The organism is Mesobacillus subterraneus, assembly GCF_003937825.1.
GTDB lineage: Bacteria > Bacillota > Bacilli > Bacillales > Cytobacillaceae > Mesobacillus > Mesobacillus subterraneus.
On record NZ_RSFW01000007.1, the window covers coordinates 50,324 to 68,184 of the forward strand.

Below are 17,861 nucleotides of genomic sequence, written 5' to 3' on the forward strand. Positions count from 1 at the left end.
TATTAATGAAAAAGAGTTTAGTCGGGCTACTCTCCTGCACCTTGGTATTGTTAACAGCATGTACACAATCTGCGGGAAGTGAAATTGAACTGAAAGAGGAAAATCGCAGATTAACGGAAGAGGTGAATGAATTAAAGAAGAGTGTGGGGGAACTGAACGGCAAAATCGATCAGTTCGAACAGGAAAAAGAAAAATTCGTCTATTTTAGCAATCTATCAAGGGATTTTGTATATGCACATAAAACAGGGGACCGGGAGGCTTTGCGCCAGCTGCTTTCGGATAACCTCGTGCTTGAAGAAAGAGATGGAAAATTGTATGTAGAGGTAGAAGGTGTCGAGTGGTTGCTGTTCGATTACACCGAGAAAGGAAGTTTGGATGATTGGGTCCTGCAGGGGTTTGAGTTCAACAGTGAAACGAATACATACAGTGTGTTCATCCGGGAGTTTTATTCTGACGCGAATGGTGAACCCGTAAGTCCTCCTACCTTCCTGAATTTAGTGTTTGAGCATCAAAATGACGTATGGAAAATCGTTAGTCTGGGATTTGATGTGTAAAAAAGAAGCAAAGGGGGCCCTTTGCTTCTTTGCGTATTATTTCGTTACAGGTTCAGCATGGAACAACTTTACTTCAGGCGGAGCTGCCATAAACTCTGGTGCCTTCGCTGTAAAAGCACTGAAATGATCCGTTTGATTATGGAACTTGACGGCATCCATGTCTTTCCATAGTTCAACCATCGTATAGACCCCAGCTTTTTCGCTATCCTTCATGAGATCGTAAGAAATATTCTCTTCCTCCGCTCTCGAGGCCTCGATTAATGGTTTAATTTCCTTAAGAAATTCCTGTTCACTTTCCGGCTTCACCTTAAAACCAGCATGAATAATGATCATGATTTATTCCTCCTTTTGAAACAGAGGGGCGGTTCTTGTGTTTCAGTAAAGCGATGCGCTTTTGGTAAAAACAGGAGAACCGTCCCTGTGTTTTTCGTTTGTGAATTTCCAAAAACAGGAGAACCGTCCCCCTGTTTTCCCCCTGTTTTACTTCCACTGTGCGATGACATCGACTGGCAGGCGGACGGATGGGTAGCCTTGGTCTGCTGCTTTTCCGATGGAGATGAGCATGACTGGGTAGAAGCGTTCTTTGTCCAGGTCGAATGCTTCGGCGATTTGGTCTTTTTCGTAACCGCCGATTGGGTTGGTGTCATAGCCGTGGGCACGCGCGGCGAGCATGAGCTGCATGGACACGAGTCCTGCGTCGATCAGGAACATTTCTTTTTTCTGCTCAGGTGTCATGGCTTCCACAAGTCCTTTAATGGAAGGGACCTGCTTGTCTTTTACATCAGCTGGCATGTAGCCTTTTTCCACTGCGGCATTGTAAATGTCTTCGAGGTACTCCTCGCTCATCATGTCGACGAAAACAGCGATGACAGCAGCCGAAGTAGTCACCTGGCGCTGGTTGAATTTCGCTAAAGGAGCCAGTGTTTCTTTTCCTTCCGCAGAATCAATCACCACGAAACGCCATGGCTGCAAATTGACGGAAGACGGAGCTAAAGCAGCTGTCTCGAGGATTTGCCCCATTTCCTCTCTGCTGATTTTTACAGTAGGGTCATAGTTCCGGATCGAACGGCGACCTGTGATAATTTCGTTGAAGTCGTTATGCTTTGTCATGTTGTACACTCCTTTGATGTTACATTTCTTCTATATTCTTCTGAAGGCGGGTTAGCAGATCGAGAAGGGCTGACTTCTCTTCTTCTGAAAAATCATTAAGGACACTTGAGATGAACCGCTGCTTCTCTTCGCAATATGCAGCCACTCGCTGTTTGCCCTCATCGGTCAGCTGGACATAGGTAAAACGGTTATCGTCGGGGTTCTTCCTGCGAATGACCATGCCGCTTTCTTCAAGCTGCTTAAGGTGTCTGGTCACCGCCGCATGATCGATATTAACCTTTTTCTGAAGCTCCCTCTGGGTAATCTCCTCAGAGACAAAAAGCTCGCGCAGGATCTCCAGCCGGGATTGGCTGATGCCCGTGCAGCGCTCAAACTTCGGCATCGCCCTCTTAGTTAACTCGAACATCCGTTGAATAATCAATTCCTGATCACGACCGTTTCTCTCCAAATGCCATCGCCACCTTCATATAATTGATAGGTCAATTATTGACACGTCAACTAATATAATACGAATATACCTTGAAGTCAAAATATGTGCTCGAAGACTGAAACAGAGGGACGGTTCTTGTGTTTTAACCATTGCCCAATGGGTCACTATTAAAACAGTAGAACCGTCCCCGTGTTTTCCCGTTCTCCACCCAGGTTTTCCAAAAACAGGAGAACCGTCCCCGTGTTTCACTTCCTGGCCACCAGGTAATAGGCGGTGATCCAGGAGGTGATGGGGATGACGAGGGTGACTCCGATTCCGGCGCAGAGGATGGTGATCATTTCGGCGCTGAAGATTTTGGAGTTGATGATTTCTCCTGGTGTGTAGGTGAGGTCTTTGAACCAGATCAGCAGGGCGAGATAGCTGCCGAAGAAGGCGAAGAATAGGGTGTTGGTGCTGGTCCCTAATATATCCCTGCCGATGCTTAGCCCGGATTTGAACAGTTCCTGCCGGCTGATATCTGGGTTGTGAAAATGGATCTCGCGCATCGGGGAGGAGATGGCAATGGCCGCGTCGGTTATGGCGCCAATGGTACTCATGATGATCACGGCTGAAGCAATTTTCACAAAGTCCACCCCAATATACAGGGAGAACATCCCCAGCTCCTGTATTTCCTCTTCTCCAAAGCCCTGAATTCTGGCCTTATCCGTTACGATAAAAATAAAAACAAGCAAGATCACAGTCGAAATCACTGTAGACAAAAACGCTGTCTTCGTCGTCTTGTTCACGTCATTGATGTAAAAAAGATTAATGATGCTTATGAAAATACAAGCGATGATCGTCATCGTAATTGGGTTGACGTTTGGGTCGTTCAAGAAAATGATGGTGATGAAGATAACAGCAAAGTTGAAAAATAAAGCGAAAAAAGACCGTACACCTTTGCCTTTTCCAATAACGGTCATCAAGATAAATAAAATCGCAGCCAACACCACTAGAGCATTCATAATCCAGCCCTCTTTCTTTTTATGAAAAAGATTGTCACATAAAGACCAATTGGGATGGTCAAAACAATTCCGATCCCGCCCGCCAACGCCCGCGCCAGTTCGAGAGACAGGTTCATGGATAGAGCAAAGCCTAATGGAGATCCATTTTTAAAATAAAGAATCAGGATGGGAATCGAACCGCTGATATAGACAAAGAACAGGATGTTCGTCATCGTCCCCATGATGTCCTTCCCGATTTCCATGCCGGATTTGATCAGTGCTTTAACTGGTATTTTGGGATTTTTTTCAATCATATTGAAAATTGAAGAAGACATGGTGATGGCAATGTCCATGACAGCTCCGAGCGATCCGAGAAACAGGCCGGTGAGGAACACCACCTGGTATGGCCGGGTGATAAACTGCAGCTCCTCGTAACGGAGCCCTTTTTCCGTAGTCAGCCAGAGCACCAGCCAGGCGATGAACAACGAAGCGAAAGTGCCCAGGAGCGTCGCGATAATCGCAGCATACGTTTTTTCATTCAGCCCATTCACGAGCAATAAGGAAATGACCGTAAAAAGGACAACGGCAAAGCTGCTGATCAGCAGCAGGCTCCAATGAGGGTTGCTCAGATAAATATCGAGAGCATAGGAAAGCAAAATAGCGTTGATTACCAGGCTTATGATTGAGAACAGCCCCTGTTTCCTGCCGACAATCAATAAGACAAGCACAAACACCCAGGCAACGTACAACAGGTATGTATCGCGTTTGACATCCTGAATCGATCCATGTATATCCCCATTTTCAGCATTTTCCGAGTCAATGGAAACGAACAGTTCATCGCCAGCCTCGAATTCATGATCGTAGGCTTTAGAAACCGAAAATTCGTTAACAAGATGAATGAGCCGGCCCTTCTCTTCACCATTTTTTATCTCTGCAATCAACCGCTGAGTAAAAAGAGCATCCTTATGGCCGAATGGATTCTCGGTGGCTGTTTTGTCCACCAATTCAGTTTCCAAAACCTTCGCAATCGGACGTTCATACAGGAAATGATTGTGCTGAACAAACACAATGGACGCCACGATAAAAAGGACAAACAGGGATAAAGAAATAATTCGCTTATAAGACATATTTTTAAAAAGATTAATGAAAGAATTCAAGATTAACCTCCAGTGGAACTAAGGTAAAATCAGGCTGCAGTTGGGACAAGGAACGAAGTGTATTCATCAGTATAGTCCTATCCAGGTAAAAGCAGAGCCAAATCCCGCGTTGTCCTCATTTTCTTCTAAAACAAGGTACTAAGATTCTTAAAAATAAAAAAACACCTTCTATGAGTGAAGATGTACATACCAATACCCCGTGAAATCCCTCCAGTCGTCAAATTCGACCAAAAGGAGAATAATCAAAGCAATCGTAACAGTTATGATTTTGGTAAGTCAAATAACAGAGGGAAGGTTCTTGTAACAGAGGGACGGTTCTCCTGTTTTTGGAAAAACAGAGGGAAATACAGAGGGACGGTTCTTGTGTTTTTTCTTTAGTTTCCTGAAAATTGAAACTATTCAAATGGTCCTTCGTATAATTAAGAAACGCATTCAGCAAGGGGGCGTGTGAGCTGAAGAGGTTTTTGTTTTATTTCGTTTCTACTGTTGTGATTGGATTTGTTTTTTATCTTGGATTGAATTATCAAGTTCGGTTACAGGAAGAATCGGCTGCGAATTTTAATATGAAGCTTTTTATCCTATTTACGACTGCATTTCCTATATTTATTGGAGGACTCCTCCGGCTGCCGAAATTAATAATGGAGATAGGAGAGGAAAAGCATTGGACTTTTGATTGGATTAAGGCAGGTGCAATTGGAATACCTGCGCTTTATGTAGCGCTGGTTCCGATGATATCGATCGCCTTTGGGGTCAATCTTTTGTTTGCAAAAGAGTTATGGTTACTCGGGGATTCTACATTATCAACTAGTGCTGGAATCGTGTTCGGTTATATATTATTAGACAGTGTTAAAAAGTAAACCCGTGCTGGGGTGCGAAACAGGTGGACCCTGAGGAAGAGAGGGTAGGAACAACCGTCCATATTACGATTTTCCAAAATCAGGAGAACCGTCCCCCTGTTTCCCCCTGTTTCAACAGCTTGTCATGATTCTTTCACAAGCTTCATACACTCTACCAAAAGGGGGTGTAGTGGTGAGCCAGGCTTCTAACAGAGTCGATTTTTATTTGAAGGAGAAATGCCTCTTGAGTGCCAACATAAAAAATTGGGAGCATTATATTTCTGCTTTGCGGGCGAGTAATACGGTGACGATTTACCGGAAAGAGTATGTGGTGGACAAGATCAATATGGTTCATGATCCTGCGAACATTGTCTTAAAAGTCAACATCGAACCACTTCGGGTTTATACATGAGTATCCTTCGGGGTACTTTTAATTTTTTCTCTGTAAAAAATTAAAACAGGAGAATCGTCCCCGTGTTTCAGGAAACACGAGAACCGTCCCTCTGTTTCAAGAAAACCATCATTATTAGGATTAGTGCGGAGAGTACATAGGAAGCTGTGCTGACTGTCGGGTGGGACGCAGCGTTTTTGATACCGATTCCGATGAAGGCCCAGATGAAGACAAGGGGATAAATACGGTCTTCATTTTTATTGGTAAAATAAATAGCCAGGAGTGTGGCGATCGAGAGCATGATGAGAGTCCAGGCGACGTCTGATAGGTCGAATCCATTCCAGCGGATATACTTCAAGTAATAGCTGATATTGGCAATGGTAGCGACACTGATCCACCCGAGATACACGGAAAAGGGCAGGAGATCCCAAAAAGTATGCTCCTCATTTTTAATGAGATGATAAAGTCGAATTAAAGTCAGCAGCAAACCAATCATCACAACCACCGTCAGCAGGAAAAACTCGTAATGCCATAAAAGAATCCAGGTGGTATTCAGGACTGAGCTCAGCACATACAGCGGCGTAGCCTTCTGGTAGACCGTCAAATTCCTTCTTGAAGCAGGAAACTGCCGTAACGTCCAAATGAACAATAAAAAATAAATCAATCCCCAGATCCCAAAAACATAACCAGCCGGAGTAAACAACACATCCAGCCTGTTAGAAATTTCCCCAGTGTTCTGCCCGTTGATCGGCAGAATATTCGCAAGCGCATTGACCAGCACCACAAGCACCGTCGCAACCAGATTCAAAATAAAATGTCCCATCCCCATCCCCGCTTTCCTATCAGCACTCTGTTCATACTATTCCACCTCAGACAAGTACATAACCTCAGATAGCACATCGAAAACAGAGGGACGGTTCTACTGTTTTAATCCAGCGATGCAGATTTGTTAAAACAGTAGAACCGTCCCCGTGTTTCAAAAAAAAATCCCCATTTACTAGAAGTTGTCTAGGAATGGGGATTTTTTATATAGATGGCATTTCTTTTACGGTTGTGGTGGCCGTTGTATAGGAAAATGTGTATTTGCTGACAGGAGATCTGTCTCTCTTCCCGGGTTATAGGCATTCATTCTCCACGGTGTTGATGAGCTTTTTTAATAGTTCAACCGAATGATCCAGGGTGAGCGAATAATACCGCTGTGTTCCCTTTTGGTCAATTTCGACTAAGTTGTGCTCACGGAGTATTTTTAAATGATGGGAAATGGCTGGCCGTGACAGGGTTGCGTGCTCTGTGATTTCATTCACGCTTAAGCGTTCATGCTCAGCTAGCAATAAGATGATATCTTGCCTTGCAGGGTCACTTAAAGCTGTAAAAAGCGGGATACATGATCGGAAAACTTCAATTGCTTTTTCCACCACTGAATGCTCTCCTTTGTTGAGTCGTTACCTTTTATTAAATCGCAGTTATGCTTCTTTCGCAACATATTTAGCTATTTTGGCTGCAAGGGACCTTGGAAGGAATTTGGCTGCGTATGCACCTGCTTTATTCCCACTCCCAGTTATAACTACGCGTTTGCCAGCCATTGCTGCTTGATAGCCTTGTTTCGCCACTTCGTGTGATGACATGGCACCACTGAACATCTTTGATTTTTCAACCTTCGCTACAGAAGCAAAGTTGGTCTTTGTCGCTCCGGGGCATAGGGTGGTGACTGTAACATTCGTGCCAGCCAGTTCTTCAGCCAGCGCTTCTGAAAAGGATAACACATATGCTTTCGTGGCATAGTAAACGGCCATCATAGGCCCTGGCTGGAAGGCCGCTGTACTGGCAACATTAAGGATCCTCGAATCAGTAGTGTTTCCTTTCATATCCGGCAAAAAGTAATGAGTTAATTCAGTCAGTGCAGTGATATTCAATTGGATCATTTCAGATTGCTTATGGAGATCGAGATCGTCAAAATTGCCCATCAAGCCAAAACCTGCATTGTTCACCAATGTATTGATAGTGATACCTGCTGCTTTTACTTCCTCGTATACCTCTTTTGCAGCGTTTGGCTTGCTTAGATCCTTGGTGATCACGGTAACGTTCAAGTGAGGATATTGACTCCTGATATCCTCCAATTTTGCCTGGTTTCGTGCCACAACAACTAAATCAAAACCATCTTGTGCAAACATGTTTACAAACTCATATCCTAAACCGCTAGTTGCTCCAGTAATTAGTGCTGTACCTTTCATTGAGTAGTCCTCCTAGATAAGTTTAAATGTTTAAACGTTTAAACATATAATAATATCTTTTCACCTAAACTTCAAGTGTTTTATTACATCCTGTGATAGTTGAACAGTGGTCTATTCAAGAAAAGTCAGCAAAGAACAAATGTAAGCTGTCCGGTGTAACGGTTTGGAAAAAGGAAGAAAAACAGAGGGACGGTTCTTGTGTTTTAATCCAGCGGTGCAGAATTGTTAAAACAGTAGAACCGTCCCCGTGTTTTCATTCTATCCTAGCACTCACACTCCCCAGCGAAGTGCAATGGCTCCCCAGCCTAGGCCTGCACCATAGCCTACAAGCACAACTAAATCTCCGTCTTTGATCTTGCCTGCTTTCACTTCCTCATGTAGGCCGATTGCTACTGTTGGTGCTGAGGAGTTTCCGTAGTATTGTATGGTTTTTGTGTGTACTTTTTCCATTGGAAATCCCAGATTCTCGGCCCCTTTTTCAATAATTCGCAGATTGGATTGGTGCGGGACGATAAAATCGACATCCGACAGATTCAGGCTCGATACTTCCAGCACTTTATGTACTGCTTTCGGGAATTTGTCGACAGCGAATTCAAAAACGGCCCTTCCGTCCATTTTGATATTCTTGTTTTCGTCTAGGTGAAGGTATTTTCCTCCGCTTCCGTCCATTTGCATAATGATACCAAGAATTCCTTTGTCTTCTCCGACCCTTCCTACCACAACAGCTGCAGCTCCGTCAGAAAAAAGCAAGGCGGTCTTTTTGTCCATCGGATTCAAGAGGGAAGAACATTTGTCGACAGCAATGACCAACACATTTTTGTATAATCCGGTTTGGACAAACTGTGCCCCTGTCGCCAAAGCCGTAATGAAGCTCGAACATCCAGAGTGAAGGTCCAGTCCTGCACATTGGGTGGCCCCCATTCTGTCTTGGACTAGCGCAGCCGTGATGTGGGTGTCATGGGTGTTTGTCCCGATAATGACCATATCGATTTCGTTTGAATCCAGACCGGCGTCTTCAATTGCCCGCTTACCGGCGATTACACACATGTCGGCAAGTGACGCATCGGTAAATTCATATCGTCTCTCTATAATGCCTGTCTTTCTATGAATCTCTTCTTCCGTAATGCCGAACCGTTCTGCGATTACTTTATTTGTAATGACTGTTTCTGGAATGTTTACTCCAGTACCTAGTATGCCTGAATTGAACATTTTCACATCTCCCAACAAGTTAATATCTTCCATTACATTTTATCTCAAAATTAGATATTTTTTGCAATTTTAATATTAACTTAGTATAGAGGCTTTATAGAGATGCTCATAAGGGTAGAGGCTAAGTGTCTTCAGTTGGGAAGTTAATGAGGAGGGGAACGATAGAAGTTTTGTTTATTTAAATCGCTATTTGTCGACTATAACGAAAATTTTATATGCTGAAAAATTAATGACTTTGCTAAATAAGAAAGAAGCAAAGGATAATCCCTTGCTCCTAACAACCCTGTTCAAAGGAATTCAATTAGAAAACAGCAGAACCGTCCCTGTGTTTCACAAAATAGCAGAACCGTCCCTGTGTTCTATTGCTTGCATAATGTCGTAGGCGCCTTCGGATTTGTTGGAGCAGACTACGGCGATGGTTTGGGTGCCTGGGTAGTAGGCGGAGTGGAAGCTGACTCCTGGGTCGTAGCCCATCACGTGGTATTTGGATACTTGCGCGGCTTCTTTTTTGATCCACACGCCGTAGCCGTAATAGCCTGTTTCATTAACTTGTGCATGGGGTGTGAGTAGTATAGCCAATGTATCCTCTTTTAGTAAAAGCTGTCCAAACAGTGCTTTCCACAGCATGGCCATGTCGTTGACGGTGATGTATGCTCCGCCGTCGGAACCGCCTTTTACCGGCAGGGAGTAAATATTGGTCTTCCATGTTCCGTCGGGCAAATCGATATAGCCGGTCGCTGTATTGGTGGGCAATTGATCGAATGAAAAATAACCCGAATTCGTCATCCCCGCTCTTTTAAAAATATGCTCCTCAACATAATCAGTGAATTCCATCCTGGATGCTTGCTCGACGATCAGCCCCAGTAAAATATAGCCGGCGTTATTGTAATGGAAGTTTTCACCCGGAGATGCTTTCATCTGTTCGTTCTGGAACATCGGCAAAAAATCGCGAAGACTCCTAATGTGGTACATCGGCCTCTCCATCCACAGCTCCTCGAAATCATCCATAACCTCCTCATCAAAATAATCAGGAATCCCCGATGTATGCGTCAGCAGATGGTGAATCGTAATCTCTTCGCTGAAACTTGGAAACTCCACATCAAGACAGTCTCTCAATCTCGTGTCAAACGTCAGCTTACTATCCTCCACAAGCTGGCAAATGGCAATCGCCGTGAACAGTTTGCAGCCAGAAGCAATTCCAAACCGTGTCTCAGCATTGTTTTTAACCTGATCAACCCGATTGGAAAAACCAAAGCTGGCAGTTGATGCCGGACTATTTCCATCCTGAACCAACACTGCTCCTGAAAAATTGATGGCAGTTTGAACATCCGAAATAACCTGACTCAAATTCTTCATTTCTATTCTCCTAATCTATATTGTGACTTGCTTTCATGTTACCATAAATATACAAAATACAGATTTTATGGGTATAGGAATGCACAGCTGAGTAACGTCAATTTGTAGATAGCAGCATAAGGAAATGGAAAGGGAATCCTTGGTTGAGATCCTATTTAGCTTGCCGATAGAAGAAGTGATTCATATAAATAGTTATATAGAAGGGTGAGTTAATATGAATAATAAGATAAGTATATTAGCAAAAGAATTACTTGCTAAGTTGAATAAATCTAGTGAGAAAAATAGATTTGAGAATGCTTTTCCCAAAAACGTTGTTGAAATTGCGGCTGTTACAGGGGCTTCAGGGGTTGCTGCCAGTAAAATAGGTGAGGAAACTATGTGGACAGCTTCGATTGATTTGATTGCCTGGAAAAACCTAAAAAATGATTCGGTTGTTAAAGAGCATGTCCGACTCCAATGGCTGGTCGACGATAATAACTTAGAAGAATCTAGTGAGCGACTAGCAGAAAATTCAATTGTCAAACTGCAGGTACGTAAGGCAGAAGAGTCAATGATGCTTCTTAGGGTTCTGGATACCGATTATAAAGACCGTGATTTAGATAATATTTTACAAGATTCCCTAAAACCAGTTTACTTCAATGATAATCAATTGGGTCAGTTTGAATTAGATAAAAGCATTAAAGTCTTTGAAAAGAAAACGACCTGGGCTGGTGAAGAATGCAGTTTGTATTTTGACTGGGATGTGAATGAGGAGGTTATAGCATCCGCATTGGGAACAGCGCATGTACTATTTCGGGATCAGGAAGAATGGAATGAAAAAATCAGAAAATTTGCTGCCGACAAACTCTTAGATACGGCGAATGATTGGCTACAGGATAATGATGAGGCGGAGCTTAAAGAGATTACTAAGGAAATGTTTATTGATTTTATGAGTGTAGACAGCATAAGTGTGTACCCAGGAGGGGAGTTCGAAATTTTCTTTTTCGACGGTGATATGTTTTGGGGACATTCAATTATTGTAAGTGGAAAGAACAACGGGGAACTCACATCGGCTGAGATTGCTGGATAGGCAGGATAACACTAATCTATCTTATTGGTTAAATAAATGTTGTAGGGAGGATGTAATGGAGGATTTACTTAAAACCATAGAAAGGCTAATCCCATTAAATGATCTTAAAACAAAATCTCCCGAAGAAATAGTGGAGATAATCGCAATAAATTTATATAACAAAGAGAACGTAAATATCACAGATACGGATACATTCTACAAACTACCTGAAATCATCAGGGATATTATCCTCATCATTAACTTTGACACGGAAGTTTCGATGCAGGGGATATTAGGTTATTTAGAAAATACCACGGGTTTATACTTTAAGGATACAATTCACACCTTTGAAAAAGTGCAGGCAGTTGAGGATTATCAAATCCTAGCCAACATAGAAGCTGTACTTGAGAAATATAGGATAACAACATCTGCCTTAAGAAAAAACGTAAATAATCAGGCACTGCATCAGATTACTGATTTTGCTAAACTTCATGGACACGAATACCTAAAATTGGCTGAAGAAATATCAGTTCTTGCAGATAATCTATACGTTTACCATACAGAAAGAAATGTTTTTGATTTTCTTAACGGCTATATCAGCCGAAAAAGGGATTCATTTATAGATGAGTTAAAATTCAAATTCTGAGGCGGCAGCGGATTTAAACCAAAACAATGTTACTAAAAAAGCAAGGAAGGAACTCAATGAACACAAAAAGAGCATTATGGTTTTTAGCTAGCGTGGACTTGTTGCTGCTGGTCATGCATATGGCGGGGTACTTCATTCTGTTCTTGAAGCCGACGGGTTATCTGATTCCCTTGGCGGTGAATTTGATGGTTTTGGCAGTCGTCGCGTACCGTTCCACTCGGTATAGGAAGTGGAGTACGATTGTCGGTATGCTGGTAATCCTGCCGATTATGCTGATTCACGGCTTCATGCTTTTGCTAATGGATTATCACTTCACGAAAATTGAATCACCCTTGTCCAAACATTCCGTCGTCATTGAATACCGCTACTTTTCACTAGGCGAGACGACGTACGAATACCATTTTTACAAAACAAGGTTTGGTTTAATAGGGAAGCGCCTGGACGACCAATCGATCAATATGGTGATTCGAGGGACGGAGCATCCGGGGCTGGATGCAGAAGGAATCCTTGGTGTGGGCAGAGCTGAATGGATTACGGAAAGCACGATTCGCTTTCCTGCGTGGAAAGGGACGAAAGAGGTGCATCTTAGTGCTGATCAATCGGATCCATCAAGGAGCCAAGAGGAGAATTCTGGTTCCTCGGAACCGTCTAGGAGCAAAAATGAGACCATCGCTGAGATTGAGGCTTTCATTGAAAAAGCAAAGCAGAATGAGAACGGCTACACGATTGAGGTAAACGGAACGCAATTGACATCGCGCTTTGACGAAACAGCCGATGAAAGCTGGATTGACGTCATAAGCGAAGGCGACAGCGGGTCGATTCCAAGACAGCAGTGCTCGCGCATCGTGGCCAATGAAGAACACGGGTATTATCTGCTGGAAGAGTGTACCCACAGGTGGGAATATCCTTTGTTTCCGTTGGGTGGAGAGTGAATGATGGTAAAACCGCTTGGAGATCAACCAAGCGGTTTCGTATCCATACCTGGTTTAATAGATTTTCTAAAAAATCTGGTGGAGAATCTACTGCTTTTTCTTCTTTTCAATATTCTTAATGGTTTCGCCGTTATAGAGACCATATAGTTTGCTTTTGGGTTCATATATTTGCTGGGATGGCCACAGTCCATGATGTCCTGAGAAAATATAACTGACCATACAGGCGACAAAAAAGAATTCCACTCCATTTCCATCAAAAAATTCCAAAGCCAGCAGGAACGCTGCGATTGGGGTGTTAGCGGCACCGCAAAAAGTAGCGATTAGTCCTAAAGCGGCCACGAAGGACATCGGCAAATCGATGTATGAGTGCAAGGCGTTCCCTAATGTCGCTCCCATGAAAAATAAAGGGATGGCTTCTCCGCCCACAAAGCCTGTCCCAATGGTGATTGCAGTAAAAATCAGCTTGGCTAGAAACGCAAACGGAGGAACATCTTCTGTAAAAGCGTGTTCTAACATGGTTAAGCTCCGGCCGTTATAATCTTGTGTACCTACAACTAGCGTTAGTATGACAATGATTATTCCTCCGAAAAAAGCTCTTTTCATATGGTTCTTCTTAAATATTCTATCGGTCGTATTTTCAATCCAATGCCTTAACTGACTGTAAGAAACGCTTAGAAGACTAAAAATGATGCCCAATAGGATGACTTTTACAAACAGGATGATCGAAATTTCAGGGACATTTTTTATAACGAAATGTTCATGTGTGTGTCCCCAAACTGCCGTTGTGGTGTAGTGGCCAACAAAGCTGGCGACAAGGCAAGGAACCAGTGCCTCAAATTTCAACCTCCCTAACACAGCCATTTCCATACCAAATACAGCTCCTGTTATAGGTGCTCCGAATGCGGAGCCAAAACCGGCACTTATACCACTCATGATAATGATTTTTTTATCTAATATAGGTATGTTGAAAAATTTATTTACAGCTTCAGCGACACTTGCTCCCATTTGTACAGCTGCTCCTTCTCTGCCCGTTGAACCGCCAAAAATGACTGTAATAAAGGTTCCCAAGTAAACGATGGGACCCATTCTTCGCAGAACCTGCTTTTCCCCATGAACAGCGTCAATCACCAAATTATTTAGTTTAGCCGCATCGTTCAGCGTGTTATTTTTAACTACCTTGCCGTAGTTCATGTATATATAGCCAATGATGATGCCGCCGATTGGCAAAAGGGCGATAAGCCAGCCGTTTTTTTCACGTGCGTTTCCTAAATAATCATTAGTTTCCAGAAGGAGAGTCGTTGCCGAGCCCACGATGAAACCAATGAGCAAGCCAAAAAATACCCATTGACCAAGAATCCAGAAAAATCTTCTGTATTTTTGTATTAAATCCATACCATGAATCCCTCATTTCAACCTTTCAGGATGGTCTTTTATATGCCTTTGACTTTTTACTTCATAGAAAATATTATCTGAGCTGCTTGTTGTCAGGGGTGGGGGTTCAGGGCCCTGCCTGGATTGGCTACCCTCGATCAGGGATCTAAGTATTTGAATATCCTCTTTTGTCGCATATTGTTTTTCGGGCTTTAGCATATATCCTAATTGCCCGTTCGATTCGATCGTTGCCCATTGTAAATCACTAATCCTTTGGATATTTTGCTGCCTAAGCCTGACCTCAAGCATATCGACTGTTAGGCGCATTTTTTTCAAATTCTCTTCATTTAGCTGGCCGTTCTCTACTACCAAGCGAGATTTCCCATAGATAAAAGTCTCTGCAAAATCAAATTTCAAAGTGATATATTCTATAAAAATAAGAGTAAGGACCATCAAAAAAGTAATGATCAAGGTAACCCATATGTTTCTCTCGCTGACAGGCTGAATAATTAAAGAGCCAACCGCCACCATCATGACAGTCTGCGCAACCGTCAGCTGTGAAATGGTTTTTCTACCAGCCAGCCGCAGAATAAGAACTCCACCAATAACAATGACAACAGCTTTCCAAATAAAATGTAAATCCAAAATGAATCCCCCTTATCAACAGTCAGTATGTATGTTGCTAAAAAATGTAAAAATCTATACACCTAACTAATTCTGGGGAAAGGATCATTTGGCAGGAAGAGGGTGATGTTGTTTGAAAGGGATTTGAGTATGGATCCCGTAACTCTTATTTTGTGGTATGGACACAAGGGGATGGATTGAAGTGATAATTTCCACTGGATGGAGAGTGAATAATAATAAAACCGCTTGGCATCAACCAAGCGGTTTCGCTTCCATATTAATCTTTAATAGGTTCTCTAAGAACTCCACGTCCTCAGGATAAACGTGTTCAATCAGTTCTAGATCCGAAAGCGACTTCCAACCAACGTCCTCGATGATCTGATGCGGGTCATTGATGCCCAGACTTTCGCCAACTATCTCTACTTTAAAATAATGGATCTTAACTTTTATACCCTTTAATGGTCGTTTCCTTGACCAAGAGGGGCTCGGTAATGACCTCTTCATACCCGGTCTCTTCCATCAACTTCTCGCACACAACATTCTTTCGGCGTTTCATACTCTTCGATGCCGCCAGACGGAACCGTCCAGGCGTTAGAGTTTTGACCTTTTACCATTAGGACTTTGTTGTTTTCGTCGATACATACTGCAGCTGCTCCATGCCATTCTTTCATAAAAAATATCCCCCGGTCATAGGATTTTGTTATTAACATTCTCCATCTATGTAAAAATCAACTTCACTCCTATAAAAACACGGGGACGGTTCTAGTGTTTTAATCCAGCGATTCAGATTTGTTAAAACAGTAGAACCGTCCCTCTGTTTTACCTCTGTTTTAGATGTTCAATTTTTCACTCAATATATTACATTCTGATAACAATTTTCTTAAAACTCTCCTATTCACTCGTGGAATATGATAGTATGACGGACATGTTGGGTGAAAGGGGAGTTTGTTTATGATGAAGCGTATTTTTACAGGAGTTCTTTTATTGAGCATTGCTGTGCTTGTGCTTGGCGCATGCAGCAAGGATAGCTCGAAGGGGAATGCTGAGAAAGCTAATAAAGAAGATTTGGTTGCCACAGTTGATGGTGAAGGCATTACGAAACAGGAATATAACAAAGAGCTGGATGCCATGAAGGCAAATTACGAGCAGCAGGGCATGCCGGCAGATGAGATGGACAGCGAAATGAAGGAACAGCTTGAGAAGTCTGTTTTGGATCAAATGATCAACGCGGAGCTGCTTCTCCAGACAGCTGACAAAGACGGTATTTCCGTTGAACAAAAAGAAGTCGATGCAGAGCTGGAAAACATCAAATCCAACTTCGAAGATGAAAAACAGTTCGAAGAAGCCTTGAAAAAGAACGAGTTGACCGAGGATGATCTAAAAGCCCAGCTGAAAAAGCAAATGACGGTCACAAAATATCTGGACAGCAAGATTGGCAAGGTAGAAGCAAGCGACGAGGAAGTTCAGGCCTTGTATGATCAATACAAGCAGCATGCTGCAAGCCAGGAGCAAGAGCCGGAAGAACTTGAAAAAATCAAGCCACAGCTTGAGCAGCAAATTCTTTCTCAAAAGAAAGATGAACAAATCAGCAAGTTCGTGGAAGATATCCGTAAAAAGAATGAAGATAAAATTAAAATCCACGGAGCATAAAGCTTGGGATTTTTCCATGGAGGATAGACAGCTGTCTATCCTCTTTTTCATGTCCTAAAGGATCAATCCGTTCCGATGTCATTCCTTTTCACCTTGGGAACATCGACAAAAAAACGCTGAAGGATCGACTGGAAATTTGTCTTTTGTAAATTTAGTAATTCATTGAAAAGAAGTAGGTCTTCATCCGGATCATCTTGCCCTTTTAAATGGGCTACTTCATTATTAATACGTTCCATTTTTGAATCCAGCTCAGCAGCGGAAATCGCTGCATCCTTGAGATCTTTTTTAATCCTCTCTGGTATTTCTTTATCATATTTATAGTATATTTTATGTTCCAGACTGGCCCAGAAATCCATGGCGATTGTTCGTAGCTGCAATTCCACAAATACCATTTCTACTCGGTCGGACATGAAAACCGGGATTTTAATGATAAGATGAAGGCTTTGATAACCGTTGGGTTTTGGATTCTTGATATAATCCTTTCTTTCAACCAACTCGATATCCTGTTGTTTCTCAATCATCTGACTGATTTTATAAACATCCGTGATAAATGGACAAATGATTCGGATCCCGGCAATGTCTTTGATGTTCTCCCTGATCGATTCAATGGAAAAATCAAGATTCTTCCTGTGCAGCTTTTTCATGATACTCTCTGGCGACTTTATCCTTGAATTACAATGTTCAATTGGATTGTATTCATGAATATGAATGAATTCTTCTTTTAAAATATTGATCTTTGTATTCATTTCATCCAGTGCAAATTTATAAATCAAAGAAAACCTCTTTAGTTCGTTCTTCATTTTCTTTGGATTGATCGTATACTGCTGCGTCAATTCTTCCATTTGTAGGCTTCTCCCATTGGTTAAAGTACATCCTTCCCCTGAAATGGAGGGAAATGATGGAGTCGATTAATACTCTAGAGGCTGTAAATGCTCTATCTTCCATTGCAGCCACTGAAACTTGCGAACCTTTCTCGGAAGAAATTGCCGGATTTCCTCCTCGTTATACCCAACTTGGAGCTTCTTGTTTTCTACGATAAGAGGGCTTTTAAGTAACCGGGGATGTCTATGGACAATCTCCAATAATTCATGTAAAGAAAGGGTATCAAGATCTAGATTCATGGTTCGATAAGGAAGGGACCTCTTAGAGATAATGTCATCAGTACCATCGGTTGTCAGTTTTAATAGTTCCTGGAGTTCAAGAACGGTTAAAGGATCCTCCACCAAATTCCTCTCTACGAAAGGGATTTGGTTGTTTACCATCCATTGCCTTGCTTTCTTTGTTGATCTGCATCCTAATCCATATATCGTTACAGTCATTTCCCCTGCACCTCTGT

Annotated in this window: 23 protein-coding genes; 7 read left to right on the forward strand and 16 right to left on the reverse strand. The window is 42.5% G+C overall.

Features of this window, described 5'->3' with window-relative positions; genetic code table 11:
• Positions 1-5 precede the first annotated feature (5 nt).
• The gene (locus EJA10_RS04990; RefSeq protein WP_125478916.1) at positions 6-554 is read left to right on the forward strand and encodes a nuclear transport factor 2 family protein; all 549 of its coding nucleotides are present in this window, start codon (positions 6-8) and stop codon (positions 552-554) included.
• A gap of 36 nt (positions 555-590) precedes the next feature.
• Here EJA10_RS04990 and EJA10_RS04995 read toward each other — a convergent pair whose 3' ends face one another.
• The 5 genes from EJA10_RS04995 to EJA10_RS05015 all read right to left on the reverse strand — a co-directional run bounded on the left by EJA10_RS04995 (position 591) and on the right by EJA10_RS05015 (position 4,201).
• The gene (locus EJA10_RS04995; protein ID WP_125478917.1) at positions 591-887 is read right to left on the reverse strand and encodes a putative quinol monooxygenase; all 297 of its coding nucleotides are present in this window, start codon (positions 885-887) and stop codon (positions 591-593) included.
• Positions 888-1,034: 147 nt separating this feature from the next.
• Complete coding sequence (locus EJA10_RS05000) at positions 1,035-1,664, reverse strand: nitroreductase family protein (protein ID WP_125478918.1); 630 nt, start codon at positions 1,662-1,664, stop codon at positions 1,035-1,037.
• A gap of 19 nt (positions 1,665-1,683) precedes the next feature.
• Positions 1,684-2,070: a MarR family winged helix-turn-helix transcriptional regulator gene (locus tag EJA10_RS05005; RefSeq protein WP_211340535.1), complete on the reverse strand. Its 387-nt coding sequence runs from the start codon at positions 2,068-2,070 to the stop codon at positions 1,684-1,686.
• A 269-nt stretch (positions 2,071-2,339) separates the two neighbouring features.
• Positions 2,340-3,095 (reverse strand): YibE/F family protein, encoded by a 756-nt coding sequence (locus tag EJA10_RS05010; RefSeq protein ID WP_125478920.1) that lies wholly within the window; start codon positions 3,093-3,095, stop codon positions 2,340-2,342.
• Positions 3,092-4,201, reverse strand: coding sequence for a YibE/F family protein (locus tag EJA10_RS05015; RefSeq protein ID WP_125478998.1), 1,110 nt, complete (start codon positions 4,199-4,201; stop codon positions 3,092-3,094). Before EJA10_RS05015 ends, EJA10_RS05010 begins: the two co-directional genes overlap by 4 nt.
• Positions 4,202-4,695: 494 nt before the next feature.
• On the opposite strand from EJA10_RS05015, the gene EJA10_RS05020 reads away from it, so the two are divergent.
• Together EJA10_RS05020 and EJA10_RS05025 are read left to right on the forward strand one after the other, a co-directional pair.
• Positions 4,696-5,088, forward strand: a complete 393-nt coding sequence (locus tag EJA10_RS05020) for a hypothetical protein (protein ID WP_246017691.1) — start codon at positions 4,696-4,698, stop codon at positions 5,086-5,088.
• Between the two features lie 172 nt (positions 5,089-5,260).
• Complete coding sequence (locus EJA10_RS05025) at positions 5,261-5,479, forward strand: hypothetical protein (RefSeq protein WP_125478922.1); 219 nt, start codon at positions 5,261-5,263, stop codon at positions 5,477-5,479.
• Positions 5,480-5,546: 67 nt separating this feature from the next.
• On the opposite strand, the gene EJA10_RS05030 is transcribed toward EJA10_RS05025, so the two are convergent.
• From EJA10_RS05030 to EJA10_RS05050, 5 genes are all read right to left on the reverse strand, one after another.
• A complete protein-coding gene (locus tag EJA10_RS05030; RefSeq protein ID WP_125478923.1) occupies positions 5,547-6,281 on the reverse strand; it encodes a TspO/MBR family protein in 735 nt (244 codons plus the stop codon).
• Between the two features lie 292 nt (positions 6,282-6,573).
• Entirely contained in the window at positions 6,574-6,876 is a 303-nt protein-coding gene (locus EJA10_RS05035) for an ArsR/SmtB family transcription factor (RefSeq protein ID WP_125478924.1), read from the reverse strand.
• Between the two features lie 45 nt (positions 6,877-6,921).
• Positions 6,922-7,689: an SDR family NAD(P)-dependent oxidoreductase gene (locus tag EJA10_RS05040; RefSeq protein ID WP_125478925.1), complete on the reverse strand. Its 768-nt coding sequence runs from the start codon at positions 7,687-7,689 to the stop codon at positions 6,922-6,924.
• 270 nt (positions 7,690-7,959) lie between these two features.
• The gene (locus tag EJA10_RS05045) at positions 7,960-8,898 is read right to left on the reverse strand and encodes a 3-oxoacyl-ACP synthase III family protein (RefSeq protein ID WP_125478926.1); all 939 of its coding nucleotides are present in this window, start codon (positions 8,896-8,898) and stop codon (positions 7,960-7,962) included.
• A 330-nt stretch (positions 8,899-9,228) separates the two neighbouring features.
• Complete coding sequence (locus EJA10_RS05050) at positions 9,229-10,254, reverse strand: serine hydrolase domain-containing protein (RefSeq protein WP_125478927.1); 1,026 nt, start codon at positions 10,252-10,254, stop codon at positions 9,229-9,231.
• Positions 10,255-10,468: 214 nt separating this feature from the next.
• Here EJA10_RS05050 and EJA10_RS05055 point away from each other — a divergent pair, with 214 nt between their 5' ends.
• Genes EJA10_RS05055 through EJA10_RS05065 form a run of 3 tightly spaced genes read left to right on the forward strand, consistent with a single transcriptional unit; the run spans position 10,469 to position 12,880 of the window.
• Positions 10,469-11,323: a DUF2262 domain-containing protein gene (locus EJA10_RS05055; protein WP_125478928.1), complete on the forward strand. Its 855-nt coding sequence runs from the start codon at positions 10,469-10,471 to the stop codon at positions 11,321-11,323.
• A 55-nt stretch (positions 11,324-11,378) separates the two neighbouring features.
• On the forward strand, positions 11,379-11,948 hold the full coding sequence (locus EJA10_RS05060; protein ID WP_125478929.1) for a DMP19 family protein: 570 nt from the start codon (positions 11,379-11,381) through the stop codon (positions 11,946-11,948).
• A gap of 56 nt (positions 11,949-12,004) precedes the next feature.
• Positions 12,005-12,880, forward strand: coding sequence for a hypothetical protein (locus tag EJA10_RS05065; RefSeq protein ID WP_125478930.1), 876 nt, complete (start codon positions 12,005-12,007; stop codon positions 12,878-12,880).
• An 87-nt stretch (positions 12,881-12,967) separates the two neighbouring features.
• Here EJA10_RS05065 and EJA10_RS05070 read toward each other — a convergent pair whose 3' ends face one another.
• From EJA10_RS05070 to EJA10_RS05085, 4 genes are all read right to left on the reverse strand, one after another.
• Positions 12,968-14,272: a chloride channel protein gene (locus tag EJA10_RS05070; RefSeq protein WP_125478931.1), complete on the reverse strand. Its 1,305-nt coding sequence runs from the start codon at positions 14,270-14,272 to the stop codon at positions 12,968-12,970.
• A gap of 12 nt (positions 14,273-14,284) precedes the next feature.
• A complete protein-coding gene (locus tag EJA10_RS05075; RefSeq protein WP_125478932.1) occupies positions 14,285-14,896 on the reverse strand; it encodes a DUF421 domain-containing protein in 612 nt (203 codons plus the stop codon).
• A 231-nt stretch (positions 14,897-15,127) separates the two neighbouring features.
• Positions 15,128-15,379 carry a hypothetical protein gene (locus tag EJA10_RS05080; RefSeq protein WP_125478933.1) on the reverse strand — a complete coding sequence of 84 codons (252 nt, stop codon included), beginning with the start codon at positions 15,377-15,379 and terminating at the stop codon, positions 15,128-15,130.
• Positions 15,376-15,546 (reverse strand): NUDIX hydrolase, encoded by a 171-nt coding sequence (locus tag EJA10_RS05085; protein WP_125478934.1) that lies wholly within the window; start codon positions 15,544-15,546, stop codon positions 15,376-15,378. Before EJA10_RS05085 ends, EJA10_RS05080 begins: the two co-directional genes overlap by 4 nt.
• Before the next feature lie 280 nt (positions 15,547-15,826).
• Here EJA10_RS05085 and EJA10_RS05090 point away from each other — a divergent pair, with 280 nt between their 5' ends.
• Positions 15,827-16,525, forward strand: coding sequence for a SurA N-terminal domain-containing protein (locus tag EJA10_RS05090; protein WP_125478935.1), 699 nt, complete (start codon positions 15,827-15,829; stop codon positions 16,523-16,525).
• Positions 16,526-16,587: 62 nt separating this feature from the next.
• On the opposite strand, the gene EJA10_RS05095 is transcribed toward EJA10_RS05090, so the two are convergent.
• A complete protein-coding gene (locus tag EJA10_RS05095) occupies positions 16,588-17,367 on the reverse strand; it encodes a GTP pyrophosphokinase (protein WP_125478936.1) in 780 nt (259 codons plus the stop codon).
• A 66-nt stretch (positions 17,368-17,433) separates the two neighbouring features.
• Positions 17,434-17,844: a Spx/MgsR family RNA polymerase-binding regulatory protein gene (locus tag EJA10_RS05100; RefSeq protein ID WP_125478937.1), complete on the reverse strand. Its 411-nt coding sequence runs from the start codon at positions 17,842-17,844 to the stop codon at positions 17,434-17,436.
• Positions 17,845-17,861: the final 17 nt, after the last annotated feature.

Coding starts and splice junctions, on each gene's coding strand:
- EJA10_RS04990 (WP_125478916.1), top strand. CDS start 6: ATGAAAAAGAGTTTAGTCGGGCTACTCTCCTGCACCTTGGTATTGTTA.
- EJA10_RS05040 (WP_125478925.1), bottom strand. CDS start 7,689: ATGAAAGGTACAGCACTAATTACTGGAGCAACTAGCGGTTTAGGATAT.
- EJA10_RS05000 (WP_125478918.1), bottom strand. CDS start 1,664: ATGACAAAGCATAACGACTTCAACGAAATTATCACAGGTCGCCGTTCG.
- EJA10_RS05095 (WP_125478936.1), bottom strand. CDS start 17,367: ATGGAAGAATTGACGCAGCAGTATACGATCAATCCAAAGAAAATGAAG.
- EJA10_RS05085 (WP_125478934.1), bottom strand. CDS start 15,546: ATGAAAGAATGGCATGGAGCAGCTGCAGTATGTATCGACGAAAACAAC.
- EJA10_RS05045 (WP_125478926.1), bottom strand. CDS start 8,898: ATGTTCAATTCAGGCATACTAGGTACTGGAGTAAACATTCCAGAAACA.
- EJA10_RS05055 (WP_125478928.1), top strand. CDS start 10,469: ATGAATAATAAGATAAGTATATTAGCAAAAGAATTACTTGCTAAGTTG.
- EJA10_RS05080 (WP_125478933.1), bottom strand. CDS start 15,379: ATGAAGAGGTCATTACCGAGCCCCTCTTGGTCAAGGAAACGACCATTA.
- EJA10_RS05005 (WP_211340535.1), bottom strand. CDS start 2,070: ATGTTCGAGTTAACTAAGAGGGCGATGCCGAAGTTTGAGCGCTGCACG.
- EJA10_RS05070 (WP_125478931.1), bottom strand. CDS start 14,272: ATGGATTTAATACAAAAATACAGAAGATTTTTCTGGATTCTTGGTCAA.
- EJA10_RS05090 (WP_125478935.1), top strand. CDS start 15,827: ATGATGAAGCGTATTTTTACAGGAGTTCTTTTATTGAGCATTGCTGTG.
- EJA10_RS04995 (WP_125478917.1), bottom strand. CDS start 887: ATGATCATTATTCATGCTGGTTTTAAGGTGAAGCCGGAAAGTGAACAG.
- EJA10_RS05030 (WP_125478923.1), bottom strand. CDS start 6,281: ATGGGACATTTTATTTTGAATCTGGTTGCGACGGTGCTTGTGGTGCTG.
- EJA10_RS05010 (WP_125478920.1), bottom strand. CDS start 3,095: ATGAATGCTCTAGTGGTGTTGGCTGCGATTTTATTTATCTTGATGACC.
- EJA10_RS05050 (WP_125478927.1), bottom strand. CDS start 10,254: ATGAAGAATTTGAGTCAGGTTATTTCGGATGTTCAAACTGCCATCAAT.
- EJA10_RS05015 (WP_125478998.1), bottom strand. CDS start 4,201: ATGTCTTATAAGCGAATTATTTCTTTATCCCTGTTTGTCCTTTTTATC.
- EJA10_RS05060 (WP_125478929.1), top strand. CDS start 11,379: ATGGAGGATTTACTTAAAACCATAGAAAGGCTAATCCCATTAAATGAT.
- EJA10_RS05100 (WP_125478937.1), bottom strand. CDS start 17,844: ATGACTGTAACGATATATGGATTAGGATGCAGATCAACAAAGAAAGCA.
- EJA10_RS05065 (WP_125478930.1), top strand. CDS start 12,005: ATGAACACAAAAAGAGCATTATGGTTTTTAGCTAGCGTGGACTTGTTG.